Annotated in this window: 22 protein-coding genes; 7 read left to right on the plus strand and 15 right to left on the minus strand. The window is 67.7% G+C overall.

The features are described from left to right. From EV643_RS10920 to EV643_RS10930, 3 genes are all read right to left on the minus strand, one after another. Nucleotides 1-729, minus strand: a 729-nt coding sequence (locus EV643_RS10920; RefSeq protein ID WP_133800053.1) for an SDR family oxidoreductase, incomplete at its 3' end; no start/stop codon positions are given. 93 nt (nucleotides 730-822) lie between these two features. Beyond that, a complete protein-coding gene (locus EV643_RS10925) occupies nucleotides 823-1,758 on the minus strand; it encodes a LysR family transcriptional regulator (protein WP_133799896.1) in 936 nt (311 codons plus the stop codon). Nucleotides 1,759-1,968: 210 nt separating this feature from the next. Continuing rightward, nucleotides 1,969-4,023 carry an APC family permease gene (locus EV643_RS10930; protein ID WP_370452255.1) on the minus strand — a complete coding sequence of 685 codons (2,055 nt, stop codon included), beginning with the start codon at nucleotides 4,021-4,023 and terminating at the stop codon, nucleotides 1,969-1,971. A gap of 224 nt (nucleotides 4,024-4,247) precedes the next feature. On the opposite strand from EV643_RS10930, the gene EV643_RS10935 reads away from it, so the two are divergent. Beyond that, entirely contained in the window at nucleotides 4,248-5,357 is a 1,110-nt protein-coding gene (locus tag EV643_RS10935) for a serine hydrolase domain-containing protein (RefSeq protein ID WP_133799897.1), read from the plus strand. A 64-nt stretch (nucleotides 5,358-5,421) separates the two neighbouring features. Here EV643_RS10935 and EV643_RS10940 read toward each other — a convergent pair whose 3' ends face one another. After that, complete coding sequence (locus EV643_RS10940) at nucleotides 5,422-5,598, minus strand: hypothetical protein (protein WP_238165493.1); 177 nt, start codon at nucleotides 5,596-5,598, stop codon at nucleotides 5,422-5,424. 304 nt (nucleotides 5,599-5,902) lie between these two features. Between EV643_RS10940 and EV643_RS10945 the strand changes: the two genes are divergently transcribed. After that, nucleotides 5,903-6,085, plus strand: a complete 183-nt coding sequence (locus EV643_RS10945) for a hypothetical protein (protein WP_133799899.1) — start codon at nucleotides 5,903-5,905, stop codon at nucleotides 6,083-6,085. A gap of 52 nt (nucleotides 6,086-6,137) precedes the next feature. Here EV643_RS10945 and EV643_RS10950 read toward each other — a convergent pair whose 3' ends face one another. From EV643_RS10950 to EV643_RS10955, 3 genes are all read right to left on the minus strand, one after another. Further along, nucleotides 6,138-6,509, minus strand: coding sequence for a glyoxalase superfamily protein (locus tag EV643_RS10950; RefSeq protein WP_133799900.1), 372 nt, complete (start codon nucleotides 6,507-6,509; stop codon nucleotides 6,138-6,140). Between the two features lie 101 nt (nucleotides 6,510-6,610). Continuing rightward, the gene (locus tag EV643_RS46415) at nucleotides 6,611-6,742 is read right to left on the minus strand and encodes a hypothetical protein (protein WP_255512956.1); all 132 of its coding nucleotides are present in this window, start codon (nucleotides 6,740-6,742) and stop codon (nucleotides 6,611-6,613) included. A gap of 47 nt (nucleotides 6,743-6,789) precedes the next feature. Next, nucleotides 6,790-7,548, minus strand: coding sequence for a class I SAM-dependent methyltransferase (locus EV643_RS10955; protein ID WP_133799901.1), 759 nt, complete (start codon nucleotides 7,546-7,548; stop codon nucleotides 6,790-6,792). Between the two features lie 93 nt (nucleotides 7,549-7,641). Between EV643_RS10955 and EV643_RS10960 the strand changes: the two genes are divergently transcribed. After that, complete coding sequence (locus EV643_RS10960) at nucleotides 7,642-8,541, plus strand: LysR substrate-binding domain-containing protein (RefSeq protein WP_238165494.1); 900 nt, start codon at nucleotides 7,642-7,644, stop codon at nucleotides 8,539-8,541. Here the strand turns inward: EV643_RS10960 and EV643_RS10965 are convergent. After that, nucleotides 8,532-9,020, minus strand: coding sequence for a hypothetical protein (locus tag EV643_RS10965; RefSeq protein WP_202869506.1), 489 nt, complete (start codon nucleotides 9,018-9,020; stop codon nucleotides 8,532-8,534). The two genes, EV643_RS10960 and EV643_RS10965, sit on opposite strands and share 10 nt — an antisense overlap. 137 nt (nucleotides 9,021-9,157) lie before the next feature. Between EV643_RS10965 and EV643_RS10970 the strand changes: the two genes are divergently transcribed. Together EV643_RS10970 and EV643_RS10975 are read left to right on the plus strand one after the other, a co-directional pair. Next, complete coding sequence (locus EV643_RS10970; RefSeq protein WP_133799902.1) at nucleotides 9,158-9,979, plus strand: SigB/SigF/SigG family RNA polymerase sigma factor; 822 nt, start codon at nucleotides 9,158-9,160, stop codon at nucleotides 9,977-9,979. A gap of 98 nt (nucleotides 9,980-10,077) precedes the next feature. Continuing rightward, nucleotides 10,078-10,578 carry a DNA polymerase ligase N-terminal domain-containing protein gene (locus EV643_RS10975; RefSeq protein ID WP_133799903.1) on the plus strand — a complete coding sequence of 167 codons (501 nt, stop codon included), beginning with the start codon at nucleotides 10,078-10,080 and terminating at the stop codon, nucleotides 10,576-10,578. Here the strand turns inward: EV643_RS10975 and EV643_RS44100 are convergent. The 7 genes from EV643_RS44100 to EV643_RS11005 form a co-directional block, all read right to left on the minus strand. Next, nucleotides 10,565-10,858 (minus strand): AzlD domain-containing protein, encoded by a 294-nt coding sequence (locus EV643_RS44100; RefSeq protein WP_166665404.1) that lies wholly within the window; start codon nucleotides 10,856-10,858, stop codon nucleotides 10,565-10,567. The genes EV643_RS10975 and EV643_RS44100 overlap by 14 nt on opposite strands. Beyond that, nucleotides 10,855-11,526, minus strand: a complete 672-nt coding sequence (locus EV643_RS10985) for an AzlC family ABC transporter permease (protein ID WP_133799905.1) — start codon at nucleotides 11,524-11,526, stop codon at nucleotides 10,855-10,857. Before EV643_RS10985 ends, EV643_RS44100 begins: the two co-directional genes overlap by 4 nt. A gap of 36 nt (nucleotides 11,527-11,562) precedes the next feature. Continuing rightward, nucleotides 11,563-12,207 (minus strand): nitroreductase family protein, encoded by a 645-nt coding sequence (locus tag EV643_RS10990; protein ID WP_133799906.1) that lies wholly within the window; start codon nucleotides 12,205-12,207, stop codon nucleotides 11,563-11,565. Nucleotides 12,208-12,747: 540 nt separating this feature from the next. Continuing rightward, nucleotides 12,748-13,368 carry an L-threonylcarbamoyladenylate synthase gene (locus tag EV643_RS10995; protein ID WP_133799907.1) on the minus strand — a complete coding sequence of 207 codons (621 nt, stop codon included), beginning with the start codon at nucleotides 13,366-13,368 and terminating at the stop codon, nucleotides 12,748-12,750. 63 nt (nucleotides 13,369-13,431) lie between these two features. Then, nucleotides 13,432-13,557, minus strand: a complete 126-nt coding sequence (locus EV643_RS46420; RefSeq protein ID WP_255512957.1) for a hypothetical protein — start codon at nucleotides 13,555-13,557, stop codon at nucleotides 13,432-13,434. A 100-nt stretch (nucleotides 13,558-13,657) separates the two neighbouring features. Then, nucleotides 13,658-14,269: a class F sortase gene (locus EV643_RS45505; protein WP_502255081.1), complete on the minus strand. Its 612-nt coding sequence runs from the start codon at nucleotides 14,267-14,269 to the stop codon at nucleotides 13,658-13,660. Nucleotides 14,270-14,301: 32 nt separating this feature from the next. Further along, the gene (locus EV643_RS11005) at nucleotides 14,302-15,117 is read right to left on the minus strand and encodes a DUF4397 domain-containing protein (protein WP_238165496.1); all 816 of its coding nucleotides are present in this window, start codon (nucleotides 15,115-15,117) and stop codon (nucleotides 14,302-14,304) included. A 225-nt stretch (nucleotides 15,118-15,342) separates the two neighbouring features. On the opposite strand from EV643_RS11005, the gene EV643_RS11010 reads away from it, so the two are divergent. Together EV643_RS11010 and EV643_RS11015 are read left to right on the plus strand one after the other, a co-directional pair. Continuing rightward, nucleotides 15,343-16,065, plus strand: a complete 723-nt coding sequence (locus EV643_RS11010) for a subtilase-type protease inhibitor (protein ID WP_238165497.1) — start codon at nucleotides 15,343-15,345, stop codon at nucleotides 16,063-16,065. A 29-nt stretch (nucleotides 16,066-16,094) separates the two neighbouring features. Continuing rightward, the gene (locus EV643_RS11015; protein WP_133799910.1) at nucleotides 16,095-17,588 is read left to right on the plus strand and encodes an MFS transporter; all 1,494 of its coding nucleotides are present in this window, start codon (nucleotides 16,095-16,097) and stop codon (nucleotides 17,586-17,588) included. Nucleotides 17,589-17,590: the final 2 nt, after the last annotated feature.

The raw sequence follows: 17,590 nt of genomic DNA on the forward strand, positions 1-17,590 counted from the left end.
GGCGGAGCCGCCGTTGGTGTAGATGGTTTGGCCGTTGATCCAGCGGGCGGGGCCGGCCAGGAAGGCGACTACCTCGGCGATGTCGGAGGGCTGGCCGAGGCGTTCGAGCGGGGGCTCGGCGGTGATGCGGTCGATCAGTTCCTGCGACTTGCCTTCGAAGAACAGTGCGGTGGCCGTCGGGCCGGGCGCGACTACGTTGACCGTGATGTCGCGGCCGCGCAGTTCCCGGGCGAGGATCAGGGTGATCGCCTCGACGCCGCCCTTGCTGGCCGCGTATGCGGAGTACCCGGGGCGGGCGAGCTTGGTCAGTGAACTGGAGATGTTGACGATCGCGCCACCGGACCGGACCCGGCGTACCGCCTGCTGGTCGACGACGAAGGTGCCGCGCAGGTTGGTGCGGATCACCTGGTCGAAGACGTTCAGGTCGAGGTCGGCCAGCGGCGACAGCGGCATGATCCCGGCCGCGTGAACCACCACGTCGACCCCGCCGAAGGCCTGCTCCGCCTGGTCGAACAGTGCGGCCACCGAACCCTCATCGGCGACGTCGGCCTGGACCGCGATCGCCTTGCCGCCGGCCTGTTCGACCTCCTTGACGGCTTCCTCGCCTTGGGCCTGGTTGCCGCCGTACGTGACCACTACCGAGTAACCCTCCCGCCCCAGCCGGACCGCGGTCTCGCGACCGATACCGCTGGATCCGCCGGTCACGATCGCGACCCTGTTCTCTGTCATCGCACTTGCTCCTTTGAAGTCTGCTTTCCTGCTGACACCAAAAGCTTCGCGCGGCGGATGCATCAAGTCCAACGACTCAAGTCGATGGGTGAATCAATTCTGTTGATCCACCAGGTCGGCTCCCGGGGACGTCCCGTCGGGGTGCCGGAGGTGCGCGACGACCAGACCGAGCAGGGCACGCAGAGCAGCCGACGGCTTCCGCTTCCGCAGGGTCGCCATGTAGAGCGACCACTCGAAGGTCTCGTCCGTGATCGCTACCCGGCGGATGGCCTTGTCGTCGGCGACGGCGTACCCGGGCAGGATTCCCAGGCCGACGCCGTGCCGGACGAACTGGACTCCGTTCTCGATGCCTAGTGCCTCGACGACCACCTGGCGCTCGATCCCGGCCGCCTCGAACCTCTGGTCGATCAGCGTCCGGGTGCCGAATCCCGGTGGGAAGTCCACGAACGACTCGTCCGCCAGTTCGGCCAGCTTCAGCGAACGTCGGCGGGCCAGGCGATGGCCGGTCGGTACCGCGAGCACCTGCGGCACCTTGAGCAGTTCCCAGGCCGTCAGCTCCCGCGGCACACCGCCGGCGCCGACGCCGAGGAACCCGACGTCGATGTCGCCGTTGCGCAGGCCGACGACGACGCCGGCCGATCCCTCGGGTTCGACTCGCAATTGGAGTTCGACACCTGGATAGCGCCGCCGGAACTCCCCAGCCGCGGCCGGCAGGTCGATCAACCCGAGCCCGGGCAGCAGTCCCACGCGGACCGAACCGCGCATACCCGCGCCAAGTTCGTCGACGACATCACGCGCGCCTTGCACCGCGTCCATGACCGCCAGCGCCTCGGGCAGCAGCGCAGTACCGGCTTCCGTCAGCACCACGCGCTGCGCCGAGCGCTCGAACAGCGTGACCTTCAGATCTCGCTCCAGCGCCGCGATGGCCGCGCTCACCGCGCTCTGCACGACATGCAAACGCCGCGCCGCCAGCGTGAAACTCCGCTCGTGCGCCACCGCCACGAAGTACTCCAACTGCCGCAACTCCACGCCCCGAGTCTGGCAGCCGGTATCACGTACGACGCGCGCCGGGCGACCGACCGACTCCGTGTCGGGTCAGCCGACGTACCGCGTCTCGGGTCAGCCGACGTACCGCGTCTCGGGTCAGCCGACGTACCGCGTCTCGGGTCAGCCGACGTACCGCGTCTCGGGTCAGCCGACGTACCGCGTCTCGGGTCAGCCGACGTACTGCGTGTCGGGTCAGCCGACGTGGACCCACGGGCGGTTGGAGCGGTTTGGTTCGGCTCGCCGAAGGACTTCGCGGGTGACGGGCGGGACATCCCCTTCGCCGGAGATGAGGTAGCGGAACAGGAAGTAGAACGGGTTGCCCTCGGCCCAGGCGAAGTAGACGTGGGGCATCACGCCGGTCTCGTCGCGGATCGCCAGCAGCAGGCCGGCGATCGCGTTCGGCACAGTCGGGCTGGCGACCCGCAGGATGCGGTAGCCGAAGCGTTCCTCGCCGACCACCTCGAGCTCGCTCTCGAACACCGACGCGTCGGTCAGCGTGACCTCGAGGAAGAGGAAGTGCGCGTTCTCCGGCAGGTTGCGGACCTCGCGCTGCTCGGCTTCCTTCTCCCGGTACTCCGCAACGTCGCGCGCGTCGGGTTCGTTCGCGATGATCCGGATGTCGCCGGTCGCGGCCGCCTGGTCGATGATCCGGCGCGCCTCGGGATCGAACCGGACCTGGGTGACCCGTAGTTCGGTCGACCGGGTCGCGCGCGAGATCAGTGAGGTGAGGACGATGGCGAAGATGAAGAACGCGGCGATCTGCACACCGTCGGGGCGTTCGATGATGTTCGCGATCGTGGTGTAGACGAAGACCACGCTGATCACGCCGAACCCGATCGTCTTGCCGCGTTGCCCCCGGCGATACGCCGACAAGGTGACAGCGATCGACGCGGACAGGATCAGCACCAGTACGCCGGTCGCGTACGCACCGCCTTGCGCGTCGACATCCGCCTTGAAGATCACCGTGATGGCGAACGCGATCACCGCGAACACGAGCACGAGCGGCCGGGTCGCACGGGCCCAGTCGGGCACCATGCCGTAGCGCGGCAGGTACCGCGGCACGATGTTCAGCAGGCCCGCCATCGCGGACGCGCCCGCGAACCACAGGATCAGGATCGTGCTGACGTCGTAGATCGTGCCGAAGACATTGCCGAGGTGCTCGTGGGCGAGATACGCCAGCGCCCGGCCGGACGCCTCGCCGCCGTCCTCGAACTCGTCGGCCGGGATCAGCACGATCGTGGTGAAGCTGCTGGTGATCAGGAACCCGCTCATGATCAGCGCGGCCGTGGTGAGCAGCTTGCGGGCGCTCCGGATCCGGGCTGCGGGCGCGGCCGGGTCGTCGTCCGGGGAGCCGTTGATCTGCGGCATCACCGCGACCCCGGTCTCGAATCCGGACAAACCGAGAGCAAGCTTCGGAAAAACAACCAGCGAGATGCCGATCATCACCCAGATGTTGGAGTGCTCGGTGGTCAGCAGGTTGCGCCAGTTGGTCACCAGTTCGGGGGCGGTGATCACGTTCCACAGGGCGTTGACGATGACGACCAAGTTGAGGCTCAGGTAGACCACGACCAGGACGACCGCGATCCCGATCGCCTCGCCGAAGCCGCGCAGGAAGACGGCACCCAGCAGCGCGAGCAGGACCAAGGTGATGAGGACTTCGTTGCCGTGTAACCAGCCAGGGACGTACGGGTTCTCCACCAGGTGAGCGGTGGCGTCGGCGGCCGAAAGCGTCATGGTGATGATGAAGTCGGTCGCCATGAAGCCAAGCAGCACCAGGATGACGAACTTGCCCTTCCAGCGGCCAAGCAGCCGGTCGAGCATGGCGATCGAGCCCTCACCATGCGGACTCTCCGCCGCGACGCGGCGATAGACCGGCAGTGCACCGAGCAGGGTGAGCAGGACGAGGACGAGGGTTGCCAATGGGGAAAGGAGTCCAACAGCTGCTGCCGCGATCGCCGGCTGGTAGCCGAGCGTGGAGAAGTAGTCGACACCGGTCAGGCACATCACCTTCCACCACGGATGCGTGGGATGCGGCGGCGGCCGATGCGGCCCCGAGTGCCCGACGGGCCGGTCGTGCAGCAACCACCCGACAAACCGCCCATGCCGCCCGGGCTCAGCCCCACCCACGGCCGAACCACCCGCGCGGGCGTCCGCCGTACCGCGCTCCTCGACGGCACCGGCTGCTTCCGTGGTGCCGGCGGACGGTTCTGGCTGGTCGGATGGTTGCGTGGTGTCCGAGACGCTCACTGGGTTCTCCTCGGGCCGATCCGCGACCCCCGTCGGACCGCTCTGCCCCGCGACAGTAATCAGGCACCGGACCCCACCCACCGGGCTCTAACACGCCTCTAACAACATGTTCCTCACACCTGACGGCCGCTCGCCTGCGGATGTCAAAGGACGCAGGCCCGCTCCGACCAGAGGATGACAGCGGCCCCCAGGCCCCCGAACTGACAGAGAGTGACCCCGCCGACATGAGCAGCAATCTTCAGCAACTGGTTCAGGATTCCATCGACGAGCTGGTCGGATCAGGCGCCGAGACCGGCGTACAGGTCGCCGTCTACCACCATGGCGACCTGGTCGTGGACGCGGTCGCCGGCGTGGCCGACCAGGAGACCGGGCGCCCGGTCGCCTCGGATACGCCGTTCTACAGCGCCTCCACCGGCAAGGGGGCCTCCGCGACCGTCGCGAACGTTCTGGTCGACCGCGGTGTCCTCTCGTACGATGCGCCGATCGTCGAGGTCTGGCCGGAATTCGGTGCGCATGGCAAGGAGAAGACGACGCTGCGGCACGTGCTGACACATTCGGCCGGGGTCCCCGCGCTCCCATCGACCACGACGGTCGAGAGCATTACCGACTGGACCCAGATGACCGAGGCGCTCGCCGGCGCCGAACCGTGGTGGGAGCCGGGGACGAAGATGGTGTACCACGCGCAGACGTTCGGGTTCCTGGTCGGCGAGATCGTCCGCCGTGCGACCGGCAAGACGATCTCGCAGGTGCTCCGTGAGGAGATCACCGAACCGCTCGGCGTCGCGGACGAGTTGTACTTCGGGGTCCCCGCCGCGGAGTTGCCACGCGTCGCCAAGCTGACCGAGCCGGGTGGGTTCGACGAGACATTCGCGATGGTGGCGGACATGTTCGCCAAGCTCGCGCCGCCGGCGGTGAGCCCGAACGCCGCGTACGCCAACAGCCCGGAGGTGCTCACCGCTGACATCCCATCGGGCGCCACGACGAGTGCGCGCGGGATTGCGAAGATGTACGCCGCATTGCTCGGTGAGGTCGACGGGGTTCGTCTGGTCAGGGCCGAGCGGCTCGCGGAGATCAGCAGTCCGGTGCTGGTCGCGCAGGATGATCTGCTCGGCAGTCCCGCGACCTGGGCGATGGGCTACCTGATCGGCCGGCTCGGGTTGACGCCCGAGGAGACGCCGTACACGTTCGGGATGATGGGCATGGGCGGCAGTGTCGGATGGGCAGACACGAGCAGCGGGGTCGCCTTCGCGCTGACCAAGAACCTGTTCGACCCGACCCAGTCGAACGCGGCGGTGCAGATCGGCAACCTCGTTGCGAAATCCCTTGCAGGGTAGGAAAGAACCCTCGCAGGCATCAGCGGCGGGCGCGTGGGCGCGGCGTGCGTTTGGTCCGGTGGGTCTACGGCTCGCGGATTTGGTGTTGGTTCACCCAGACCAGGTGGCCGTGGTGGCTGATCAGGGCCTCACGGTCGCCGGTGGGGGCGATGCGCCAGGAGAGTGCCTGGCCGGCGATCCAGCGGCCGCCGATGTGGACCTGGACTGCTGTCGGCCGGTCGGTCGGAGTGGCTACAGGCATGGCAGCTGCCTTCTGGACAGGGGCGGAGACGGGTTTGTGGCGCCGTGCGGTTCTGGGGTGATGCTGAAGGTCGGGCATGTCGATCGTCCTCGGGAGGGACCGCAGTCGTCGGCGCATCCAACGCCGGCTGGCTGCTCAACCAAAGGCAACAGTACAACCGCGATATGGACGAACCCTAGCGGTAATTGAGATTGCCTCGAAACGACACGGGTACCGCACTTTCTTTCACTTTTCCCGAACCCGCTCGCATGGCTTGACGCGGAGGTGGGACGGGTACCGGTGTGGTGAGTCAGAGGAGGTAACAATGAGCACCAACCCGATTCCTCCCGTCCCGCCGGTGGTCCCCGGCAGAGACCCGGACATCCCTGACGTGGTAGACCCCGACAACCCCGACGTGACCACGCCGCCCGGCGATGACAGTCCCTTCACCCCGCCGACCCCCGACCCCGAAGAGGAAGACCCCAACGAACAGCTCCCCCACTGGTGACTCCGTCATTTCCGTCGGCGCCACAGTGGCGCCGACGGAAGTCGTTGAGTGCTCAGTTGCCGGCCGGCATTTGCTGCACGGCCCAGGTGTTTCCGTCGGGGTCGGCGAAGAAGACGAAGGTGCCCCAGGGGAATTCCTGGATCTCGGAGACCTCCACGCCTCGGCCTTCCAGCTCCTTGCGGGCCGCGGCGACGTCGGCGACGACGACCTGGAGACCGCGGACGGAGCCCGGCTCCGCCTGCGGCATGCCTGAGCCGATGGCGATCGAGCAGGCGGAACCAGGTGGGGTCAGCTGGACGAACCTGAGTTCGTCGGTGACCCGGTGGTCGTGATCAGGATTGAAACCGATCTTGTCGACGTAGAACTCCTTCGCCCGGTCGACATCCGAGACCGGTACCGACACCAGCTCCAACTTCCAGTCCATCGTTTCCCCTCCTGATCGATCGCCTGAATCCGGATCCTGCGGCCTGCCCGGCAACTTATCGGGCCCCGGCGTTCAACAGCCAGTGCCAGGGCCCCACAACCTCAGGAGCTGGGAAGGTCGACGTCGTCGGTCGTACCGCCGACGGGTGGGTCTTCTTCGGGCCCCCGGGTTTCGTCGATGAGGTCGTCCACCAGAATGGTGCCCCGTTCAGGGATCGTCGGATTGTCGGTCATCGGGTCCTCCTCCCAGACCTCTTCCGGGTACCCAAAGGGCCAGCTGCTCACGCTTTGACGGCGACGATAAGGGCGTCGTTGGAGCGACGCCAGACAGTTCCGGCACGCTCGAAACCATTGCGGCGGAGTACGTCGATATGCCAGCCATCGCGTTCGAGCAGATCGCCGGACCAGTGGGCGAAGAGGCTCCGCCGCTCCTCCCACAGTCCGGCGTACTGCGGCTCGGCGTAGGCCCGTTCGTACCACTCGTCGCAGCTCTCCACCCCCGAGGCGAACGCTTTCCGGAGGTCGTGCTCGTGCAGCCGGTCGCCGGCGGCGCGTAGTACGGGCTCGGCGATCGGGAAGTGGTCGGCGTTCGCGAAGATGCCGCCGGGGCGGAGTAGCCGGGCGACGCCTGCGTACACGTCGGCGAGTGCATCCGGCGGGAACCAGTGCATCGCCGTCGCGGTCAGTACTGCGTCGAACCCGCCGCCCGCCAACCCGTCCGTCCAGTCGGCGGCCGCCAGCTGACGGGATATCACCGAGACCCGCGCATCACCCGCGAAGGCATCCCGGGCGAGATCCAGCAGCACCGGATCGATGTCGACGGCAACTACCGAGGCCGCCGGGAACCGGTCCAGCACCCGGCGGGTGATCGAGCCCGGACCGCAGGCGAGATCGAGCACCCGCTGAGGGGTCCCGGACAACTGCTCCACATAATCCAGCATCAGCCGGAACCGGAGCTCCCGATCCGGTTCGTGGACGGCCTGCTGCTCCTCCCAGCCGGCTCGCAGCTCCGCCCGGAAATTCTCACGCTGTGTCGTCATGCTGTACACGTTCGGCGCTGTAAGGGCTCGACGTCCAAGACACAAGCACACTAACGTCACATCCTCTGGTTATCACTGCAGGTGAGGCCGGTTATGACTGCAGGCGAGGATGGCATGGACGTCGATCTACGGTTGGTGCGGTACTTCCTCGTGATGGCCGAGGAGCTGCATTTCACCGCCGCCGCGCGCCGGCTCTACGTATCGCAGCCGGCCCTCAGCAACCAGATCCGCCGGCTGGAGACCCAGCTCGGCGCCCAGCTGTTCGAGCGGTCTCCCCGCGGCGTCACGTTGACCGCCGCGGGCGATGCGTTCCTCCCGCACGCCAGGGGAGCGATCGCGGCGATCCGCTCGGGCATCGCGGACGCGACCAAGGCGGCCGGGCGCGACCAGGTGCTGCGGATCGACGTGCTGCAAACCGATCTGGTCACGCCGCGGGCGGTGCTGGCTCGGCTTCGCGACAGGCTTCCGACGTTGCGGCTCGAGGTGAGCAGTCGAGGCAGTCGCGACCAGGTGCAGCGTCTGCTCAGCGGCGACCTGGACCTGGCGCTCTGTGGTTCCACTGCGCACCTTCCGGACGGGTTGATGCAGCGCGTCGTCCGGCGCGAGGCGCTCGGGGTTGCGCTGCCGGCGGATCACCCGCTCGCGCAGGCCGAGGCGGTCGCCGTACGCGAGCTGGCCGACGAGACGCACTACCTGCCGCGCGACGACTTCGCGCCCGAGTGGAACGAGTTCGTCCTGAACTGCTTCCGTACTGCGGGTTTCCAGCCGCAACGTCATCCGGCGAGCACCGACGGGACCAGTTCCGCGATGGAACTCGTCCGTGCCGGCGAGTGCGTCGCAGTCGGCCTCCTCTCGACGACTGGTCCCGACGGCGTCGTGGTCCGTCCACTCGCAGCCGGCGTCCCGCCGTACGCCTGGTCCCTGCGCTGGCGCGAGTCGAACCACACCCCAACCGCCGCTCTCGCCGTACTGCGGGACCTCGATCACCCCTGAGCTTGCGTACTGGGATTTGTCTCCATCCGCGACGTGTCCCGAGCAGCGATGGCCTCGCCGACTCGGGTCAACACATCACGGATCAGGTCGCCATATGCGTCATCACCCAGTACTCCGGCGGTGAGGCGCGCCGCGGTCAGGTGCCGCTCTGCGTCGTCGAAACGCGCCAACCGTCTGTAGTCGTCGGCCAGGTTGACGTGCAGCGACGGCATCAACGCCTCGGCCTTGAAGCCCGCTTCAACTGTCTCCTCGTCGGTGACAACGTCGGCCGCCGCGAGTGCACGCAGATCCCACTCGAGTTCATCCTCGGTTGAATCCTGCAGATCGGCCAGATAGTGAGCGATCGTGCACGGTGCGAACGGACCGCGCTCGGCTTCGCTGAAGAAAGCTTCAAGTTTCAAACGGGCGGTGACGCGATCGGTCCGGCCCAGTGACACTACGTCGGCGAGTTTCCCCAGCAGGGACTGTGTTTCCGTCATATCTCGATGCTGAGGGTTGGTGTTGGTTCAAGGTCAAAGGCATAACTTCGTGGCCGCAGGGGTAGGTTTGAGAGCAGATATTGACCGCGGTTCAGAGATGTGCCGCGCCGTGACTCACAGTCGCGAGGTCAAGAATCATGGGTACGAGTGCCAGCTACCTGGTCGACGAGCAGCGCGAATCCGGTCCGAAACAGCGCCGCGACGACACCACCCGGGAACTTCTCACCCGGCGAGCCGCAAGCAAGGACGACGAACTCCGGCAGCGCCTGCTGGACGAAGCCGTCGAACTCAACCTGGGTATCGCCCACAGCATCGCGGGCCGGTTCCGCGGCCGCGGAGTCGAGGCCGACGACCTGGACCAGGTCGCCTACCTCGGGCTGGTCAAGGCCGCCCGCAGCTACCGTCCCGACAGCGGGACACCGTTCCTCGCGTACGCCGTACCGACCATCCGCGGCGAGGTGAAACGGTACTTCCGCGACTGCTCGTGGACGGTCCGGATCCCACGCAGACTGCAGGAATTGCAAGGTTCCATCGCCTCTGTCCGGCCTGGACTCGTGCAGGATCTGCAACGTGATCCCACTACCGCAGAACTGGCCGCCGAGATCGGCTGCGATACCGCCGAGATAGAGGCCGCGATCGCCGCGGACGGCTGCTTCTCCGTGCTGTCGCTGGACCGCCCAGTCGACGGCGACTCGACCGCGAGCCTGGCCGACACGATCGCGGCCGAGGAGGACACCGCGTTCGAGCAGACCGAGGCGGTCGCCGTCCTCGAACCGGTGCTGAGCGACCTGGCACCGCGCGAACGCAAGATCCTCGAACTGCGGTTCGTCGAGGGGCAGACGCAGGCCGATATCGGCGCCGAGATCGGGGTCAGCCAGATGCAGGTGTCCCGGCTGCTCCGGGCCATCCTCGACCGGCTGCGCGACCGGATCGAACCACCCGCCGCCGCGGCAGCCTGATCCGCTGCCGGCCTGATCCCGGCTGCGTGTGACCGCTCTGTCCGTGGTCCGCCGTAGACTCGTCTTGCGGCGGACCACGCACGCAGAGGAGGTTTCCGTTGCCCGAGGCCCCTTTGTTCGTCGTCCAGCTGCACGACGCCCGGCGGTTGCACTACGACGTCCGGCTAGAGGTCGACGGCGTGCTCAAGTCCTGGGCGGTCCCCCGCGGCCCGTCTCTCGATCCGACCGTCAAACGGCTCGCCGTACCGACGGACGATCACTCGATCGAGTACGCGGAGTACGAGGGGGTGATTGCCGACAGCAAGTACGGCAGCGGCGCGGTGATCGTGTGGGACGCCGGCGTCTACACCAACCTGACACTGGACAAGCAACGCCGCCGGATCGACCCGGCCGAAGCGATCGACCGCGGCCATCTCAAGGTCCGGCTCCGCGGCGTCAAGCTGACCGGCGCATGGGCGTTCACCCGGACGGATCAGGACTGGCTACTGGTCAAGGTCCGCGACGACGACGCCGACCCGTCGCTCGACCTCACCATCACCGAACCGCGTTCGATCCTCAGCGGCCTCACCATCGAGGAGATGGCCGCTACCCGAGCCTGATCAGCGCTGTCACGACGATCCCGGCCGCCACCGCCGCCAGCATCGGCACCTTCGCCAGCGCCAGAACACCCGCAGTACCGATGCCGGCCAACTGGGTCCAGTCGATCGCCTTCCCGCCGAGCTCCGTCACGATCAGGCCCGCGAGCAGGACCGGCGCGGTCAGGGCAGTCACCCGTACGGCGGCCGGCGGCAGCTTGCGTTCGCCGATGATCAACGGCCCACTCGCCTTCGTCAGCCAGCTGAGCACCGTCACGGTCAGGGCCGACAACCAAAGCCTCACGCTGATTCCTCCTTCTCCGGCAGTACGCCGATGAGCGCGGCCACCGTGGCTCCGAGCAGGGCATAACCAGGCGTGGTCACCAGCAGCAATGCCCCGGCCACGGTGGCGCCGAGCAAGGCCGCGACAAAAGCCCGCGCCGACCGCCGGACCTCGTCCACCGCGAGGATGAGGAAGAACGCCGGGAACACGACGTCCAGCCCCAGATCGTGCATCAGCGACGGTGACGGAGACGTCAGCGCACCGACGGCGGTCCCGCTCACCCAGAAGATCCACTGCGGCACACTCGCCCCGATCAGCCGGGCCGCGTCGTACCCGCCATCGTTGCGGTGGGCAACGACGAAGGACGCGTCGGCCAGCGCCTGCGTTTGCAACGCGCGGGACAACCGGCCGCCCCGCAGGCTGTTGTTCAGCGCCACGCTCATCATCAGGTAGCGGCTGTTGATCAGCACCGCCGACGTGATCGCCGCCAGCGCGGATCCGCCGGCCAGGGCCGTCATCAAGGTGAACTGCGCCGATCCCGAGAACGCGAACATCGAGAACAGCACCGGCAGTGCGACACCCCAGTCGCGCGCTTGCGCCTCCGCCCCGAAACTCAGCGCCAGCACGAACGCCGCACTCCCCGGCCCGATCCCGAGCCGCACCCCGTCGACGAACGCCTCCCGCCTCATCCGGCCTCTCCGACCGGATGAAGGCGCACCTGGCGACTACCAGGCATCGTGGTGCACTACCTCGTCCAGCGGCTGGCGGGGCGCAGGCTTGAAGTCCGTGCCGATCGTGTACGCCGTGGGGATGAGCACCGACTGCCGGATGTCCGCCGGCAACCCGAGCAGCTCGGCCACCTCGGTCTCGTAGTTCAGGTGTAGCGTGGTCCACGCCGTACCGAGGCCGCGCGCCCGTGCCGCGAGCATGTAGCTCCACGCCGACGGCAGGATCGAACCCCACAGTCCCGCCTGGTTCCCGGCCGGCAACGTCTTCGCTTGCAGACAAGGGATCACCAGCACCGGCACCTGCCCCATCCGCTCGCCGAGATAGGCGACGCTGTTCCCGATCCGCCGCTGGATCGGGCCGCGCTCCGGGTCGTCGGCGTACAGCTTCCCGGCCGCGCCCGAGGATTCGAGGTACCGCGCGACGGCGCGCCGGTAGTACTCGCCGATCTGGGCCCGCAACTCCCGGTCGGTGATGACCAGCCAGTGCCACGTCTGCCGATTGCTGCCGGACGGACCTTGGAGCGCGATCTCGATGCACTCGCGGATCAGCTCCAGCGGTACCGGCTTCTCGAGGTCCAGCTGCTTGCGGACCGTCCGGGTGGTGGTGAGCAGTTCGTCGGGCGTCAGGTCGAGAGTCGTCACGCTCTCACTATGTCAGCAGGTGTAGAGCGAGTTCGGGTGCACCTTCTCGCAGTACCGGACGTGCAGGTGGTTGTCATGCGCCGCCCACGCGGCCACCTGTCACCGCCACCCGCACCCCGCCGCCCTGCTGGAAATCTGGGGGTTGACGTCTCTGATTAATGAGGTCTTCTCACCGGATGGTCGTCGATCTGGGCGGTGTTGTCGGAATCCGCGACTCGACGAACCCGGGACCCCGCTACCGGCCGGCGCGACCGACCTTGTGCACCCGCCGGGCGTATTCCGCCGTCAGAAATGGCCGACCCGTGCACAAGGTCGCCGCCGAACCCGCCGGCCAGACCACCAGGCGGACTGGGGAGGGTTTTGCGCCGCAGCGCGACAAAACCCTCCCCGAACCGCTGAGTCGCGGCGTCGAGGCCGTGCCGGGGAGCGCGGTGGGAAGGCCGGGGGCGGGGTTGGAAGCGAGCGGGGTTGGGAGCGGGGGTGCGGATGGGGGTGGGATCGGGACGGGCGTCGATGGATGAGGTGAGGTGGCTTGAGTGGTTACTCGAAGGGGGTGGGGTCGCCGGCGCCTCGGCGGACTACTTCAGGGAAGTCTTCGGAGAAGTCGATGACGGTGGTGGGTTCGGTGCCGGCCTCGCCGGAGTCGATGACGGCGTCCAACTGGTTGTCGAGTTCTTCCTTGATCTCCCAGCCCTGCGTCATCGGCTCGTCGTGGTCCGGCAGCAGGAGCGTGCTCGACAGCATCGGTTCACCGAGCTCGGCGACCAGGGCCTGGGCGACGACGTGGTCGGGGATGCGCACACCGACCGTTTTCTTCTTCGGGTGCAGCAGTCGCCGTGGAACTTCTTTTGTGGCCGGGAGGATGAACGTGTAGCTGCCGGGCGTCGCCGCCTTGATCGACCGGAACACCGCGTTGCTGATGTGCACGAACTGGCCGAGCTGGGCGAAGTCCTGGCACACCAGGGTGAAGTGGTGCCGGTCGTCGAGCTGCCGGATGGTGCGGATCCGCTCGATCCCGTCCCGGTTGCCGAGCTGGCAGCCGAGCGCGAAACACGAGTCGGTCGGGTACGCGATCAACCCGCCCTCGCGAACCAGGTCCACCACCTGCCCGATCGCGCGCTTCTGCGGATTCTCCGGGTGCACGTCGAAATACCTCGCCATACCCCCGAACCTTAGTGGCCGCCTGCACCTCGCCGACTACTGGTTCGGCGGGTGCAGAGTGGCTCAGGCTGTGGAGGTCAGGACGGCGCTCAGCAGGGCGATGGCGGCGAGGATGGCGATCAGGGTCCAGCGCGCCCGGCGAGCGGCTTGCTCGCTGTCGGTGGTCGGGGGCGCCGGCGGAAGGTTCACAATCCTTATGGTCCGGCCTGCCGCCGACAGAAGGAATGGGTTCAAGCGAGGTTCAGGGTTGGGCCCGGGGTGAGCTGGGTGGAGCACCTGAGGGACGCGGTCAGCGAGCCAGTCCCACCGGAGTCGCCGTCACCACCAGGTTCTTCTCGTATCCACCCCGCGCGGCGTTGTAAGCCCCGGTGCACGTGATCAGCACCAACCGGTGCGCGGTCGTCTGATCGAACGCCCCGCTCTCCGTCGCCAACGCATCCTGAGGCACCGACACCACCGAACTCACCTTGTACGTCGCACTGTGGCCGCCTCCGCGCAAGACGACGGTGTCACCCGGCCCGATCCGCAACAGGCGAACGAAGAACCCGATCCCACCATCCGCCGAGTCCACATGACCCGCGAGCACAACCGAGCCGAACGGATCCCCCGCCTGCGCACCACCGTCCCACCACCCGACCCGCTGGACACGTTCGGGGACGACAAGCTGATCGTTCACGGTGCTGGCCGGCAACACCGGCGCGCGTGCTCCGCCAGGAAGAACCACTTCTGCCGGTACGAACCGAATCCGTTGACTCGCGGCCGGCGTACCGACTCGCGCCGGCGGCACAGGCGTAGTACCAGAGGACTCAGGAGCCCCGGACGGCGACACTGTCGCAGCGTCGCCGTCCCCACCGGAGCTCGGGGCTGCCCTGTCCTGCGCGGCGCACCCCTCCAGGCCCACGCACAGCAGGAACAGCCCGAGCAAGATCTTTCTCAGCGACGGACCACCCTTCGCACCGTCGCCAACTTCCGAACAGTCAGCAACAAAGCACAGCCGAGCAGCAGTCCCAGCGGCACCAGCGACGGCCGATCCTCACTCAGGCCAGCCGCCTGCCCGCCAGTACCGGTGTCCACCTTGCCCGGCTTCCCCGTCCCGGTCGCCGCCAACTTGATCGTCCCGACCGCGACATTCATCGTCTTCGAATTCGGTTCCCCGACCGCGAACACCCGAGTCAGGTAACCGGCCCGTGCCGTTAAAGCCACCGGTCCGAGAACAACCGGTGAGGTGGCCCCGGTCGGCACGATGTCCACCGAGTACGTCCCGGCCGGAACGACGACATCCAGTGATTCACCGTTCGCCACGTTCTGGAACACCACCTGACCATTCACCCGGATATCGGCCGGCCCGACCGCGGCGGTGTGCGCGACGCGGAGGGCGGCCTTGTCCTTCGGTATCGGGGTCAGCTTGTTCGCGTAGCTGGTGATCACCGGCGCCGCCGTCGGCGCGGCCGGCCGATGGATCACCACGTCCAGGTTGCCTCCGGCCCCGACCGTCACCTGGCGCTCGATCACCACCCGGCCGCCTTCGCGCGCGGTGATCCGGCGCTGGCCGGATGCCACAGTTAGCGGCCCGACCACACCGGTTGCCTTCACCCCACTGGCGACGGCGCGGCCGTCGACCTGGATGTCGAGGGTCCGGCCGGGCAGGCCCTGGACCATGTAGATGACCCCGTTGGTCGCCCCCTGGGCTGGTACGGCTAGCAGGCCGCCGCCGAGTCCGGCCGTCACCGCGAGCACCAGGAAAATCACCCTGAGATAATGCGGACCTGACATTCTCGAAATCCGTGCATCACCATTCGAGCGCGCTGTGGCAACTGTTCGAAATTGCCCGAATACGCTGCGTTCCTGCATTCTCCACCCCCTCAGAAATGCAAATCCGGAATTGTCTCGCCCCACCAATTTCGGCGTATCGTATGCGGAAGTCGATCCGGCCACCAGAGGAAGTGGCCGGGTTCCTCTGGGGGGCGATGAATCGTGTCCGGCCGCTTGTCGTATGCCCGGGTGCTGGCGGCGGTCGCGCTGACACTGGGGCTCGGCGCGGCCGCCTCCTGTACATCCGATGCCGGCGGGCCGACCGCACCGAGTCCGGGGCGGCTGACGAGCGGCGAAGGCTCCGGGCCGGCCGAGGCATCACCGACGCCCGAGGGGCCGGGACTGAGCGCGCCCGGGATCCGGCTGACCGCCGTACCGCGAGGCGACGGCAGCTTCGACATCACCGAGGAAGTGGTGCTGCGGGTGGCGACCGTCGTCATCCAGCTGGAGCCGCCGCCGTCCGGTGAACGCCTCCAGGGGATGATGGTCGCGACCTTGCCGCAGGCGACCAACCTCAAGGTGTTCGCGGACGACAATCAACTGCCCCTCGCCAAGACCGAGCTGGACCACGGCGAGGACTTGTCCCTGGACAACGCCGTCACCAAGCTGAAGCTGACCTACCGCCTGAAAGGTTCGTCCGCCCGGAGCCTGCCATCCAGGGTCGGACGCGCCCTGGCCGCGATCAGTCCGTTGACAGCTCGGACAGACGGTTCGCTGCCCACGAACATGACGGTGTCCGGTGGCAGCCTGTTGAACGTCGTCTGCCCACTGCTGCAGGAGACTCGCTGCGCTGTCGGCGAACCCCCGGGACTCGGGATCCAGCAGGGCATCCCGGCCGAGCAGGCGCTCGCAGTACTCCAGCTGGATCTGCCGATGCAGCCCTGAGCTCAGTCCCAGGACATACGCTGACCTGCATGGTCGACGGACAGCCTGAGGATCGGATCAGTTTCGGTACGGCGCGGGCGCGGTGGGTGCTCGCCGCGACAGCCCTCGGCTCCGGGATGGCGTTCCTGGACGGCACTGTGGTCAACGTCGCGCTGCCGGCCATGGGTGAGGATCTCGACGCCGACATGGCCGGCCTGCAGTGGATCGTCAACGGCTACATGCTGATGCTGGCCGCCCTGATCCTGCTCAGTGGTTCGCTCGGCGACCGGCTCGGCCGGCGGCGTACCTTCGTCGCGGGCGTGATCTGGTTCGCGCTCGCGTCGCTGGTCTGTGCGGTCGCGCCCAACCTCGAGGTGATGGTGGCGGGCCGCATCCTGCAAGGGATCGGCGGCGCGCTGCTCACCCCGGGCAGCCTGGCGATCCTGCAGACGACGTTCGCGCACTCCGACCGGAGCAAGGCGGTCGGCGCGTGGTCCGGGCTGACGTCGGTCGCCGCCGCGGTCGGTCCGTTCGTCGGTGGTTCACTGGTCGACAGCGGCTCGTGGCGGTGGATCTTCCTGCTCAACCTCCCAATCGCGCTGGTCACGGTCCTGATCACCCTGCGGCACGTCCCCGAGACGCGCGACGAGACCGCGGCCGGCAAGCTCGACCTCACCGGCGCACTCCTCGCGACCCTCGGCCTGGCCGGCCTCACGTACGGCCTGATCAGCGCCGGCGAACGCGGTTTCGGCGACCCCGTCGTGATGACCACCCTCGTCGCCGGTGTCTTCGCGCTGGCCGTGTTCGTCGAGGTCGAGCGACGCAGTTCGCATCCCATGCTGCCGCCCGGGATCTTCAAGAACCTCCGCTTCACCGGAGCGAACCTCGTCACGGTCGTCGTGTACGGCGCACTCGGGACCGCCACGTTCCTGGTCGTCGTCTACCTCCAGACCGCACTCGGGTACGACGCGCTGACGGCGGGCGCCTCCCTGTTGCCGTTGACGTTGCTGATGCTGACCTTGTCGGGATACGCGGGCGAGTTGTCGGAGCGGATTGGCGCGCGGATCCCGATGACGGCCGGCCCCTTGCTGATGGCCGGTGGATTCCTGCTGATGCTGCGGATCGAGCCAGATTCGGGGTACATCAGCGACGTACTGCCTGGTGTCTTCATCCTCGGTCTCGGACTGGTCGCCACGGTCGCACCGCTGACCGCTACCGTGTTGTCCTCGGTCGAGGATCACCATGCGGGGATCGCGTCCGGGGTCAACAACGCGATCGCCCGGTCCGCCCAGCTGATGGCGGTCGCCGCGATCCCGATGGCCGCCGGGATCACCGGTGAGGTCTATCGCGATCCTGTTGCCTTCAGCAATAGTTTCGGCACGGTGCTGTGGATCTCCGCTGTCCTCGCCGTCGCCGGTGGGGTGATCGCGTGGATCACCTTGGGCACGCGCCGCCCCGTCGCACCGTCGCCGGTCGTGCACCATCGGCACTGCGCACTGGAAGCGCCGCCGCTGTCCAGCACAAGGGCTACCGCAAGGAGCTAGCA

Origin of the sequence: Kribbella caucasensis (genome assembly GCF_004361855.1) — a bacterium.
Lineage (GTDB): Bacteria > Actinomycetota > Actinomycetes > Propionibacteriales > Kribbellaceae > Kribbella > Kribbella caucasensis.